7 protein-coding genes are annotated in these 13,505 nt (G+C 50.2%); all 7 read right to left on the bottom strand.

The genetic code is table 11. The annotated features are described in order from the left end of the window. Window positions 1-36 precede the first annotated feature (36 nt). The 7 genes from ABEW32_RS10755 to ABEW32_RS10725 all read right to left on the bottom strand — a co-directional run bounded on the left by ABEW32_RS10755 (window position 37) and on the right by ABEW32_RS10725 (window position 13,478). Window positions 37-3,192, bottom strand: coding sequence for a beta-galactosidase (locus ABEW32_RS10755; protein ID WP_430187472.1), 3,156 nt, complete (start codon window positions 3,190-3,192; stop codon window positions 37-39). Beyond that, entirely contained in the window at window positions 3,189-4,508 is a 1,320-nt protein-coding gene (locus ABEW32_RS10750) for a glycoside hydrolase family 125 protein (protein ID WP_430187470.1), read from the bottom strand. Before ABEW32_RS10750 ends, ABEW32_RS10755 begins: the two co-directional genes overlap by 4 nt. Window positions 4,509-4,575: 67 nt before the next feature. Next, window positions 4,576-7,689, bottom strand: a complete 3,114-nt coding sequence (locus ABEW32_RS10745) for an alpha-mannosidase (protein WP_430187468.1) — start codon at window positions 7,687-7,689, stop codon at window positions 4,576-4,578. Next, window positions 7,689-9,992 (bottom strand): glycoside hydrolase family 3 N-terminal domain-containing protein, encoded by a 2,304-nt coding sequence (locus tag ABEW32_RS10740; protein WP_430187465.1) that lies wholly within the window; start codon window positions 9,990-9,992, stop codon window positions 7,689-7,691. Before ABEW32_RS10740 ends, ABEW32_RS10745 begins: the two co-directional genes overlap by 1 nt. A 21-nt stretch (window positions 9,993-10,013) precedes the next feature. Next, complete coding sequence (locus ABEW32_RS10735; protein ID WP_430187462.1) at window positions 10,014-10,934, bottom strand: carbohydrate ABC transporter permease; 921 nt, start codon at window positions 10,932-10,934, stop codon at window positions 10,014-10,016. A 23-nt stretch (window positions 10,935-10,957) separates the two neighbouring features. Next, window positions 10,958-11,887 carry an ABC transporter permease gene (locus ABEW32_RS10730; RefSeq protein ID WP_430187460.1) on the bottom strand — a complete coding sequence of 310 codons (930 nt, stop codon included), beginning with the start codon at window positions 11,885-11,887 and terminating at the stop codon, window positions 10,958-10,960. 112 nt (window positions 11,888-11,999) lie between these two features. After that, the gene (locus ABEW32_RS10725) at window positions 12,000-13,478 is read right to left on the bottom strand and encodes an ABC transporter substrate-binding protein (protein WP_430187457.1); all 1,479 of its coding nucleotides are present in this window, start codon (window positions 13,476-13,478) and stop codon (window positions 12,000-12,002) included. Between the last annotated feature and the right edge of the window lie 27 nt (window positions 13,479-13,505).

Genomic DNA, 13,505 nt, shown 5'->3' with positions numbered 1-13,505 from the left:
TATATCCCCTCACCATATGTCTTGATCTGCCGTTGTTCACTGCATTACTTCAATCGTCACGTCCTCGGGACGATATACCGCCAGCAATTGACCTACTCGATCCACAGCAAACAAGACAGAGCGGCTCCTTGGCAACAGAAAAGCGTAGGATAATCCAGTCGCCTGATCCCGAACACGCACTTGGGTATCCCGAGAAAACTCCGATACGAAAATATATAGGCCCCCATTCTTGAAATTCAGCTTACGTCCATATAGTCCCGGCTGATCGCCACCGTCTATCCACTCCAGTTCTTGTTCTACCCCGGCAGCAGTGAGGGCGTAGCGATATAGCTCAGCAATAGGTTCATCCCTGCCATTCAACTCCAGTGGAAGCGGGCTCCAGATCAAGCGCCCCTTGCCAAGCGGCAGGTTCACGACTTCATCACCCATCGCTCCATCCGCTTCCGGTGACAGTTGTTCCTCCTTAGCGACCTCAGCAATTCGCCGCTGTCCGAATGAGACAGGGAAGGTTTGACCCTCCAGACTCAGTACTTCCTCCCGCTGGACGTTCCCCAGCGTACGCTGCCCAATAATGGCATCAACCCGTTCGGTCATTTTCCAGTAAGGATCAAGCCCCAGTGGTCCGGTGACTAGTAGCGTCACACCGAAGGCTCGCACCATGTCCAGAAGATGCTCCAGCGATGTACTATCGAAATTGTGCGCGCTGGGGACCATAATCAGTTTCGGTAACTGCCGCTTGAGTGAGTCCAGATGATACTCGGAGACGGCACGGAACGGCTGCTTGAGATTATAGGACATCACCCGGGTAAGCCGTGTCGTGGCATCGAAGGCAAGTGATCGGTTAGAGAAATCATTGGAATACGGGAATACAACAGCCGTTTCCTCCAGCTTCCGGTCTGTAAACAGATCGCGAATATCATTCATAAAACGCCCAAAATCGTAAGATACCTCTGCTTCTGGCTTCTCGGTCCCATCGGCACGTAACGCACCGATGTGCGATTCATTGGCATTATCCATATAAAAGTTCGTATTCCAGATCCAATGAATCGCACCCGCTCCGCCAGTCGAAAAGGCATACGCATACTTGCGCTCCAGCATGTCGCGCAGCTCCGCCTCTGAACGCTTGGCTCGCCCATCCGGCGTCTCAACATACATGATCCCGGTTTCCTGCACGAGATTCGGTTTGTCTGGTGTTTTGGCAAAAATACCGTCCCACACCAAATGATCATTCAGCCACCATGAATGCACCGTCGTATAATCCACCACAGCCTCATAAAAAAACGGAGACGGCCGCTGCGCGCCCAGTGCCTCGTCTTGACCTACAGTTACCAAATGTCCGGGACAAAGCTCCCGAATCGTAGTCACCAATTGCTCGGCCCACAGATTGTGCATCTCCATTGAAAACAGACAGTAATCCAGCCATTTGGCTCCCTTTTTGGCCTGATGCATATCCTGAACGTCGAAGTTGATCTCCTCTGGCTCGGGGACTATGGCAGAAGCAAAACTGGAAAGCTGCTGTGGCGTCATGTTCCATGCTTCCTGTAAAGCCTCAATGCTGCCGTGTCGTTGCTCCAGCCATGTGCTGAACGCAGCCTGTTCCCATGAGTCCCTCGCAGAACGTGGACCATCTGCAAAAATACGCGACGGATCAAACATCGAAGGCTCGTTAATCAGATCCCAATCCACATGGGTTGTAGCCGTGTGACGACTGACAATACTGCGAATGAACCGCTTTTGTGCTTCCACGCTTTGCGGATCAAGATAAGGGTTAACCCCTTCCCACGTTTCCGGTGTAAAAGAAAAGAACGTGAACGTCACCTGCAAGCCATGCCTTTTGGCTGTCAGCAGAAAAGCATCAATCGCACGAAGCACCTCTTCCGAAGCGTGTCCGTCTATCTGCATCATATTGCGATAAGCCGTCCATACCCCTGTACGAATCCAGTTGATGCCTGCTTTGGCCATCTGGGCCATATCCCGATCCCAAATTGCTGCATTGGGCAAAAACAAAAATTTCCGTGCCACATCTGAGGTCATATAGGTCATACCAACAACAGGCAACGGACGCCCGTCCTTTATAAAATAATCCCGACTACGCATGATGACGTGTCCTTCAGCCAGCAGTTCGGCATCCTGCCCCCAGAAACCCTGTCGCAATAAACGTACTTCACCATCCGATGATTCAGCTCGGCAAATAACCCGATATAAACCGCTGAGAATGGAAAAGCTAAGGGGAATACGTACAAAGTTCTGTTCCTTGCTAACCTCAATCTGCAAGCGGTTGCTCCATACCTGCTGACTGTGCTCATCCCATATTTGCTCTACCGTCAGGTCAAAGCTCCATATCTCATGATCCCTGGACGTGGCTCCTCCTCGCTGCAATCTCTGGGTTTGAAGTGTCAGTATGGCACGTTCCCCGGGCTCATAAGCGGCATAGTTCGGCTTGATAGATAGCTCCGTCATTCCCTTAGCGCAAAAACGTGCCCATTGGGCAAGCAGCTGCTCACCATCCTGTTCCCAAAAGGAAGCTATCAACGGCACGTGGACAAACATCCACCGTGCGCCACTAAACAGACCTCGGGCATGCTCCCATAGCACCACCGGGGCAGCGATATCCCGTCCATCCTTACTTATTCCCTTGAGCAAAGAATAAATTTGCGTATTCATCGGCCCGGCAGAGCCCATCTGGTGTGGCAGATCGCTGCTTTTGGTCGTATGTGGAACGAGATTCCACGTGTCTGTTACCTGAAACAGCGACTCCTGACCACAAAGTACAGGAATATCCTCTGATGCGACCAGGGAAGCCACCTTCGACGTGTCTACTCTCAGCACCTCATGAATATGCAGCTCCTGATGATATGCAGTCTGCTCAGTCTCAATCACCCAGTCTCCATACTCATCGGCTGGATCGCGGACCGGATGCTTAAAGGGTGCTCCCCCGACATTAAGCAGCCCTCCTCCCCTATGGAGAAATGCCACAATTTCAGTCCAAGCGGATTTGGGGAAGTATGGTGCATGCAGATTGACAAAGCAGCCGTTGTCCATATGCTTTAGCGTTTCAGCCAATTCATCGGCTCGTACGACCACCACGTCTGCGACTCCCTGAAATGCCTCGTCTGGCAACAGACTCCCTATAGCAGGAAAACCTTGCTCACTGAATACAACGATAGATGGGTTTACTATAGATTCATTCATAACAAGCCATCCTTCATAGCCTTATACACAAGCTGGGCAAACAGACTGTTGGACCAGGCGAACCATTTTCTCGTGTAAACTGTAGGATCATCGGCATGAAAGCCCTCGTGCATATAGCCGGTGTCCCCATCTGTTGCTTCCAGCATCTGGATCATCTCCAGCTTTTCTTCTGTGGTCCGGGCCGTTAATCCTTGCATAGACAGAGCCATATGCCAGATGTAACCTGGCAGCGTGTGCGGACTTCCGATGCCTTTAGCCGCCTTGCCCTCAAAGTAAAACGGATTCTCCTGACTTAAAGCGAAGCGTCTCGTATTTTGATAGATAGGATCGTCCACCGTCGTATAGCCCAAATACGGAATGGACATCAATCCAGGTGTACCCGCATCATCCATCAGGCAGTAGTTGCCAAATCCGTCTGTTTCATAAGCATATATAGGCCCGAATACCGGATGGCGGTAAATGCCGTACAAACGGATACCATGCTCCACCTCAGCCTCCAGCTCCTTCAGCTCGTTCAGAAAGTCCATATCACGAAATACCCATTCCGCAAACTCCTGCATCTGCCGCAAAGCGACCACCGCAAACATATTGCCAGGTATATTGTAGTGAAAATCGCAAGCATCATCACTGGAACGGAAGCCCGACCAAATCATCCCTGTATAATTTACAGGCATACCGAGTCCCTGATTGCGCAAGGAATCCGTGGGAATGCCGTTATTACGCGTAAACCGATACGCAGACTGTTCTTGGTGACGCTGCTCCGTTTTGAACACATCCACTATTTTGCGCAGAGCCGACTTGAATTTTGAATCAAAAATATCGGTAAGCTCCGTTTCCTTCCAGTACATATAAGCCAGCCGCATGACAAAACACAGCGAGTCGATTTCAAATTTCCGTTCCCACACCCATGGCGACATCTCCGTCTCATCGTTCGCATTCCAGTGCCAGTCATTCGCTGTCTCATTGAACGCATTCGCATACGGGTCTATGAGGACATAATGAATATGGCGCTTGATCAGCCCCCCAATGATACGCTGTAAATCAGCATCCTTGCTGGCTAACGGCACATAATGAATGACTTGCTCTACAGAATCCCGCAACCAAAGAGCTGGAATATCCCCTGTAATGAGAAACGTTGTCCCATCATCCATTAGCTTGGTCGTCGTCTCCAGTGAATTTGGAAAACAGTTTTTAAACAGCTTTAGCAACTTCGGCCTGTGAGCCAGTGCTTGCTCCGCTTCCTGGAGTACGTCCTGAACAGCCTGCAGCATGTCAATTTCGGGCATCGGTATTTTGGGAAGTCTGAATTGTTCCAATAGCTTTTTCGCTCCTTTATCTGACGGGAAACACCCGTGCGGTTATAGTCACTCCAAACCTGCATATCTATTGCAAACGTATCGTTTTAATTTCATAAGGTGTAAAAGACAATGTGAGACAGCTACCTTCCAACTCAAGCGGCTGCACAGGTTCCTCCAGCGCATTCGACACGTAGGCTACGTTGAACGTGTAAGGCCAGGTCAGCTTGATCGTTTCCCGTCCCCCAGAAGATTCGTACAAACGAAGAATCGTCCCCAGTCCATCTTCGGCCGGCTTGATCGTATCCAGCACAACGTGACGACTATCAAAATTAATCAACGATCCGCTGCTCGGCAGCACTCCGCTATTGTGCTTTTGCTGCTGCACAACAGGCATATCTTGGTTCAGCTCAGCCGCATGACGCAAAGTATGGGCACTGCGCCAATCTCCCACATGCGGATATAGCGAATACGTAAAATCGTGCTCACCCAGATCGGCATCTTTATCCGGCCATTTGGGTGCACGCAGCAGAGACAGACGGATGGTACTATTTTGAATGTCGTGGCCATATTTGCAATCATTGAGCAGACTCACGCCATACCCGTGCTCGGAAACATCCGCAAATCGGTGTCCACATACTTCATACTGCGCCTGCTCCCAGCTCGTATTCCGATGGGTCGGCCGCTCCAAAGCACCAAAAGGAATTTCATATGTCGCCTTATCCGTAACCACATCTATAGGAAAGCCTACCTTTAGCAGCTTGTGCGCTTCATTCCAGCTCACATGCGTTTTGAAATCAATTCGCCGCTCATGATGATAAAAGACCACATCCTGTGTCATTTCAGATTGATGGATTCGCCATCGGAAGCGCAGCACATCCTTTGTTTTCCCTTGGAGCAGTAATTGCTTTTCCAGTAACTCAGCTTCTCCTGCTATCTGTTCCTCATAACGGTCATCCAAATCCCATGCATCCCACAGCGTCGGACGGTCATGGAAAAAATAAAAACGGTTTGCCCGTTCCCCTTGCTTCAAGATTTCACGGTTTGCCACTTTATCTAGCAGGCGAATCATTTCGCCCCGTTCGTTAAATTGCACCTTATAAAATGCCGTCTCCCACATATCCCCCAGCGATCCAGATATCACAGCTGTTTCCAGCTGCTCACATGTTTGAGCCTGTTCTCGCTCCAACCAAATCGTTTTGTAGCCCAGTGCAGGAATATCCGGAATACGCACTGAAATGCCGCCTTCCTCCACATCGGTGTCCAGCCGCTCGGCTTCATCATTAGCGTAGTGGTAGGCATACAATCCCTGTGCCGATTCCACAGCAATATGGATCACAGCACTACGGCTCCAGCCCAGGCTGTTAAACACCAGATACGGTGTTCCTGCCCTCAATCCCTCTGTGTTCACTTGAGCCGCCAGCGTCGTAATCCCCTGTTGAAGCCCGACATGTCCCCATTCGAAAATTTGCTGATACTCCTTATCCGAAGTACCGTAAACCTCGGTAATCGCCGAGCCGGGGATAATATCGTGGAACTGGTTCAACAAAATCAGCTTCCAGCCCTCATGCAGTGCCGAGCAGATGTCCTGCACCTGCTCCGGCTCCAGCTGTGGTAATGCCAGCGTGCTCCACAGCTCTGCCTCACGGTAGACTCCCTCTGCTTTCCGATTGTTACGTTTGTTGCGAGCGTGGGTCGTGTAGGTTCCCCGGTGCAACTCAAGGTACAAGTCACCATGCCATTTGGGAAGCTTTGGATGCGCCTGATCTATGCCTGCGAAAAACTGTCCAGCCGTGCTGAACCGACTCGCAGGCAGTCCCACCATTAGCGGAGAACGCTCTATATATTCCAGCATTTCACGCGTAACTCCACCGCCGCCGTCTCCATGCCCATAGAGCAGCATGTGCTCAGGATGAGCCGATTTTTCACGATAGGACTGCCAGTGGTCATGAATGTCCTGAGGCCGTGTATGTTCATTCACGCCATGATTGAGGTAGGACAACATCGAAGTACCATCGATGCCCACCCAGTGGAATAGATCATAAGGAAACACATTCGTATCATTCCAGCCAAGCTTGGTCGTCATAAAATAGTCTATCTTCCCATGCTTTAAAATCTGCGGCAGGGACGCACAATAGCCGAACGTATCCGGCAGCCATTCGATATGAGAGGTTTTGCCAAATTCCTGTTGGTAAAAACGCTGACCATACAGCATTTGGCGGATGAGTGATTCGCCACTGGGCAGGTTCAAATCTGGCTCTACCCACATTCCCCCGACCAGCTCCCACCGTCCTTCGGCGACTCTTGCTTTGACCCGTTCATACAGCTCTGGATCATTTTCCTTTACAAAAGAGAACAGCAGCGGCTGGCTCTGTGCATATTGATAGGCCGGGTATTCATTCATCAGTGCATCCACCGTTGAGAAGGTTCGGCTTGTTTTCCGTACGGTCTCACGCATCGGCCACAGCCAGGCAATATCGATGTGCGACTGTCCTACCATATGCTCCAAAGCTTGCGCATTTCCGCCGATCTCCTGAACCTGACGAATCAGCTCCTTTTCTATGGCTGAGATCGCTCCTCCTGCTCGAATGGCGTCTTCCTCCAGATTCGCAAAGCAATCCATCACCTCATACAGGGCTTTCAACAAGCGTATGCTACGGATGTCGCCCTCCGGCAGCAGTACAGCGGCTTCGCTAACAACGGTAACGGTATACATGAGGCTTTGCACGGGCTTATTGGGCCGTACAAGATAGCTTGTAACAGAAGAAATTGGAGGTTGGATGACAGCCTGCCGATTGAGCGGATCTACGGGCTCAGGTACCGGATCAAACAGCTCAATCTCCAGCTCAGGGGAAGACCCGATGAGCTCTGGATTTAGCGTGACATAGGTATGATTGCGATCAAGCCCGTGATAGGAAGCACCATTGACTCGCAGCAAACCTTCCCCCCCGGACTCAAATACCAATCCAAAAGGCTCTCTCAACCACGCTGTCGGTACATCGAGCCGGGTTCGAAGAAAGTAAGTCGTCCCCTGACTGCTGGGGAATCGCTTGAGGTCCAGTCCTTCCGATAAAGGCTCGGCTCCTTCATATTGACCTGGTGTTTGGTAAGTGGAGCGTGTAATGTTCCAGCTCCGCAAATCCAGCTTCTCCAGCCATTGGCATTCCGACAATTCCCGAATCAGGCGTTTGATACGCTCCATTATTCATCCTCCCGTACGATCAGCTCGGCACACAGGGTATCTTTGGAGTGCCTGCCTACTTGAATAGAAAATCGCCCAGCCTCAACGAATGGCAGTAGATCACGCCCTATATATTGCAGCTGGTCGGAGCCTACCACAAACTCCACCGTCCGTGTTTCTCCTGGCTGTAATACAAGCTTGCAAAAGCCCTTGAGCTCCCTAATTGGACGGGTCACCGAGCCCACCACGTCCGAAATATACAACTGAGCTACTTCAGCCCCTTCCCGGTCGCCCGTGTTGGTTACATCGACTGTAACCGTAACGGATTCGCCCACTCGGATTGAACTGGCGCTTAATGAAAGCCTTTCATAGCTAAACGTCGTGTAGCTAAGGCCGTAGCCAAACGGATAGCGCGGCTCGGCATCGTCTTCCAGATAGCGCTTGCCCCGGGAACGCTTGCCGTTGTAATATACCGGCAACTGCCCCACGTGCTTAGGGATGGAAAGAGTCAAACGTCCCGAAGGGTTCACATCCCCAAATAAAATATCCGCGATTGCATGCCCCCCCTCCTGACCGGGATACCATGCTTCCACAATGGCATGTGCGTGTTCCTCCACCCATGGTTCAGCAATCGGTCGCCCGTTCATATAAACGACGACAAGCTCCTTCCCCAGCCTGTAGACTTCCTGCATGAGTTGAAGCTGTACGCCTGCAAGCCCCAACGTCATCCGGTCGATGCCTTCGCCGCATTCCATGTCGTTCCAATCGTGATCCGCTACCTTCGAGGCGCCGGTTTTCAGGTCAATCGTCCCTTCCCCGAAATCGCGGGCGCTGGACCCTCCAACCACCATCACCACGGTATCGGCCTCAGCCGCACATGCCAGTGCGTTATCAAAGCCTTCCCGGGACTCTCCCTTGATCCGGCAGCCAGGTGCATACAGAACGCCGTCCTGATGCTTGCTTAATTTGCTACGGATGCCATCAAGCACAGTGACCACACGGGATCTCTGCTGCGGTGATGTATAATCGCCCAGTTGGTTGTAGATCTGATCTGCATTCGGGCCAATGACTGCAATACGCTTGGAGGTTTTCGGCAGGGGGAGCGTGCTATTGACGTTTTTAAGCAGCACAATCCCTTCGGTCGCAAGCTGACGAGCTAAGCGAATATGCTCCGCCTGACCAATTACCTGCTCCGCTCGTTCTGCATTCACATACGGTTTGTCAAACAGACCGAGCCTGAATTTTAACGTGAGCACCCTGCGGACCGCCCGATCCAGCACGCCCGTCTCCAGCTTGCCAGCATGAACCGCCTCGACCAGATGACTGCCGAACATTTCCCCGGACATTTCCATATCAATCCCTGCGCAAATTGCCTGCACAGCGGCATCCAATCCATTTTCGGCCACATCATGTCCGCTCGCTAACATTTCAATCGCACCACAATCTGTAATGATCAGACCGTCAAATCCCCACGCCTGACGAAGAATATCGTCCAATAGCTCAGCATTCACTGTACACGGAACCCCGTCGATTTCGTTATAAGCTGGCATAACAGATTGGGCCCCCGCTTCCACTGCTTTTTGGAATGGATACAGATCGACCTCCAAAAGCTCGCGCCAACCCATATGCACAGGTCCGGCATTACGTCCGCCTTCCGAGCTGCCATAGCCTGCAAAATGCTTTAGTGTGGCAGCTACGCTATGTTCGCTGAGTAAGCTCTCCCCCTGAAGTCCCTCCACTGCGGCAACAGCAAATTCGCCGATGAGATAAGGGTCTTCGCCAAAGCATTCCTCCGTGCGTCCCCAGCGCGGATCACGCACAACATCAAGCACGGGCGAGTACGTGACCGCCCCGCCCTGAGCGCGGGTTTCACTCGCAACCGCACGGCACATATCGCGGTACAGATCGACATTCCATGTGCTACCGATGGACAGCGGAACCGGAAACACAGTGCCGTCAATCGCCATATGCCCATGAGAACATTCCTCACCGATCAGTATCGGGATGCCCAGCCGGGAATGTTCTATCGCATAGCGTTGGATCATATTCACAGCCTCCGCCCCTTGCTTGGCAGATAAGCCATTCTCCAAGGTCACTCCGGTCCACGGATCAGCGCGAAGCACCCCGTATAAGGAACCGACTCCCCCATTTTGCACCTGCTGCTTGAATTTATGATGTAAAGACAATTCCCCGTCTGTATGCTCATACACCTGCCAGCCAAAGGGCTGCACAAGCTGCCCCACCTTTTCCTCTATTGTCATCAAACCGATTAAGTGCTTCACCCGTTCTTCGATCGGCTTACTTTTGTCTTTATAAATCAACATGTTCATGTCTCTCCTTCCCTGTTATTCCTTCACAGCCCCAACCGTAAGTCCCTGCACAAAGTAACGCTGGAAAAAAGGATAAGCGAATATAATTGGCAGCGTCGCCAGCACCACCATCGCCATCCGCGAGGTATCCTGCGGAATGGATTGAAGCGCAGCCAGGATCATAGAGCTGTTTTGCGAATTTTGCTGGATGAACTGAATGCTGGATTCAATCCGCATCAGCATAGACTGAAGTGGCACCAGATTGGGATTTTCAATATACAACAGGGCATTAAACCAGTCGTTCCAGTAACCAAGCGTGCTGAATAAGCCAATGGTGGCAAGTCCGGGCAGAGAGAGCGGAAGCACGATTTTTAAAAAGGTGTAAAACTCGCCTGCCCCATCTATTTTGGCTGATTCAACAATGGCATCCGGCACGCTGGTGCTATAAAATGTGCGCAGGATCATAATATAAAAGGCATTCATGGCAAGCGGCAGGATCAAAGCCCAAATCGTATCCTTAAGCCCGAGCAATTGGGAAACGACCATATAGGTCGGGATCATTCCGCCATTAAAGAGCATGGTTAAAATCGCAAAAATCGAAAAAAATCTTCTATAATGGAAGCTCTTTCGTGAAATGGCGTACGCATATAACGAGATAAGAATAAGACTGATCACCGTACCGATGACCGTTACGGCAATCGTCACCCCATAGGAGCGCAATAGCGTATCACTGGTACGAAATATGAAGCGGTAGGCTTCCAGACTCCATTGAGCCGGGAGCAACCGATACCCGTCCCGCGCCAGCGTTTTCTCATCGGTCAGGGAAATAATGACGACAAACAAAAACGGAAATACACACAGGAACGCGAATATCCCTGCTATCCCATTCAGAGCAACATTCCAGCCCCGTGAAATATGATGGAAATCTCGTTTTTTTCTTTCTTTTCCAGCAGCCATAGTCCACACCCCTCTCCTCTTTTTTAGAACAAAGCACTATCTTTATCTATTTTTCGCACAACATAATTGGATAGGATGACGAGAACGAAGCCAACCACCGACTGATACAAACCTGCCGCTGTGCTCATCCCGATTTCGCCTGTCGTTTTCAGGCCGCGATATACATAGGTATCAATGACATTCGTTACTGAATATAAGGTGCCCGAATCTCTCGGAACCTGATAGAACAAACCAAAATCCGCATAAAAAATCCGACCAACCGCAAGCAGCGTCATAATAATAATGATCGGCGAGAGCAGAGGGAGCGTCACATTACGAATTTGCTGCCACTTGCTGGCCCCATCTATCATGGCTGCTTCATACAAGGATTTGTCGATCCCCAAAATCGAAGCCAGATAAACGACACTGTTATAGCCAATCGCCTTCCATAGACTGACTAGAATCAAGATATACGGCCAATAAGCGGCCTCCGAATACCACTGAATGGGCTCGATGCCAAACCCTGCGAGAATTTGATTCAGCATCCCCCGATCCATGCTTAGAAAGCTGAAGGCAAAGTAGCCCACAATGACCCATGATAGAAAATACGGGAGAAACATGCCTGTCTGGTACAGCTTCGCCAACCGTTTATTAATCAGCTCGGAGAGCAGAACAGCCATAGCGACCGAAAACACAAGTCCGAGAATAATAAAGACCAGGTTATACAAAAGGGTATTTCGCGTGATAACATAGGCATCGTTGTTATTGAACAGAAACTTGAAGTTATCCCAGCCCACCCACTTGCTTGTATAAATACTGGCCCAGAATCCTTCCCTGTTAAAACGATATTGCTTGAAGGCAGCCACAGTACCAACCAGCGGCAGATATGAAAAGAAAAAGAACCAGATAGCGCCAGGCAGCACCATGAACAGCATAACTTTGTTTCGAATCACATTTCTGAAAAATGCGGCCATAGGTATCCCCTCCCAATCTGTAATGAAGAAAAGCAGCTAAAATAGCTATTGGAAAAAGACCGGGCGTAACTTACACCCGCCCGATCTCGCTTATATTTCGCAATCTAAAGGATTATTTGCTGTTTTGTGCCTTCCAGGCATCAAGCTGGGATTGCGCTTCCGCCATCACCTTATCCAGCCCAGCCTGCTTGAATTTCTCAATTACTTTCGGGAGATTCGTTTCCGGGTCCAGCGTGCCTGTCATTAGCGAAGCCCAAAATTGCTCTTTGACGTTCTGCACCGCTGCCATCTCCGTAGATACTTTACTGCTGTCAAAGTTGAAACTCAGGATGGGAGAGTTTTTTCCTTCCGAGTTGAACTTCTTGAATTGCTCCCATTTGTCAGCGGGATCATTCGGATTCAGATACAGCAGCATATTGTTGCCGAGTGAATATGAAGGCATGTCATAGTTTTTGGAATCAGCCAGATTTTCGATATATTGGCCATTTGTTTTTTTGTAATGCACTCCTTCAATCCCGGAATCAACCATGTTACGTAATACCGGATCTGTATTCAGCAGGTTTAGGAACTGCATCGCCTTTTCAGGGTTTGCCGAGTTAGCCGAGATTGCCATAATGGAGCCCTGTACAGACGTATTGGTCACAATTGGATCACTGGCAGGTGTCGATATCACTGGATAGCCGTAGCTGGCAGACCATAGATTATCGGCCAGGGGTTGAGTTTGCGCACGATCCAGAAACCAGTTTCCAGACGTAGTTAAATCATTAGTCGAGCCTGTAGTTGCAGCTTCCGGTGATACATATCCGGCCTTGTAATACTTATGCATCGTCGTCAGCGCCTGCTTCATTTCAGACGTTTCCAAGATGTTTACGATTTTATAGTCCGTAGTATCCAGTTTGACAGCCATCGGCAGGTTTTGAATGATATAGTCATATGGAACATAGGGAACATAGTTTTTGTCCATGCCGAATGCCGTTACGCCGGGCTCGTTTTCTTTAATCGTTTTGAGCAGTGGCTCCAGGCTATCCAGCGAGCGGACATTGGAAAGATCCAGCTTATATTGGGTCAGCAATTTTTTATTGAATCGCCATACCTCTTGCTGTGGAAGCTCCTTGTTGGCAGGAATGCCATAATGATGACCATCCACCTTGGAGCCCTCCAGAAACGCAGGATTAATCGTCTTTTGCAGATCCTGACCGTACTTGTCAAGCAAGTCGTCCAGCTCCATGAATGCGCCCTTTCTGGCATTTTGTACATAATCAAAGCCACCAGAGGCCGTAAATACTATATCCATTGGCTCTCCCGAAGCCACATTCACCTGCATTTTTTGCGGGTAATCGCCCCAATCGACCATTTTCATTTTGACCGTGGCATTGATTTTCTTTTGGGTGTACTTGCTAACCTCTTCCATCACCCGATCTACATCTTTTTGAGGTGTACCAATGGTATACCAGATCAGCTCTACCGGCTTTTCCGCTCCTCCATTCGTTGTCTCCCCGCCACCGCTGCTTCCTCCACATGCACTGAGAATGAGCATCAACACCATACACATCACTAGAACAAGCGAGCAGCTTCTTTTGCTTTTACCCATGAATGATCCTCCCTTATGAAATGGAAT

Source organism: Paenibacillus jamilae, assembly GCF_050482105.1.
Taxonomy (GTDB): domain Bacteria; phylum Bacillota; class Bacilli; order Paenibacillales; family Paenibacillaceae; genus Paenibacillus; species Paenibacillus jamilae_B.
This window is presented reverse-complemented; position numbering and strand designations above follow the sequence as displayed.

What these genes read in the sequence shown, in the direction of transcription:
- ABEW32_RS10730 (WP_430187460.1), bottom strand. Translation starts at nt 11,887, where the DNA reads ATGGCCGCATTTTTCAGAAATGTGATTCGAAACAAAGTTATGCTGTTC.
- ABEW32_RS10740 (WP_430187465.1), bottom strand. Translation starts at nt 9,992, where the DNA reads ATGTTGATTTATAAAGACAAAAGTAAGCCGATCGAAGAACGGGTGAAG.
- ABEW32_RS10755 (WP_430187472.1), bottom strand. Translation starts at nt 3,192, where the DNA reads ATGAATGAATCTATAGTAAACCCATCTATCGTTGTATTCAGTGAGCAA.
- ABEW32_RS10735 (WP_430187462.1), bottom strand. Translation starts at nt 10,934, where the DNA reads ATGGCTGCTGGAAAAGAAAGAAAAAAACGAGATTTCCATCATATTTCA.
- ABEW32_RS10745 (WP_430187468.1), bottom strand. Translation starts at nt 7,689, where the DNA reads ATGGAGCGTATCAAACGCCTGATTCGGGAATTGTCGGAATGCCAATGG.
- ABEW32_RS10725 (WP_430187457.1), bottom strand. Translation starts at nt 13,478, where the DNA reads ATGGGTAAAAGCAAAAGAAGCTGCTCGCTTGTTCTAGTGATGTGTATG.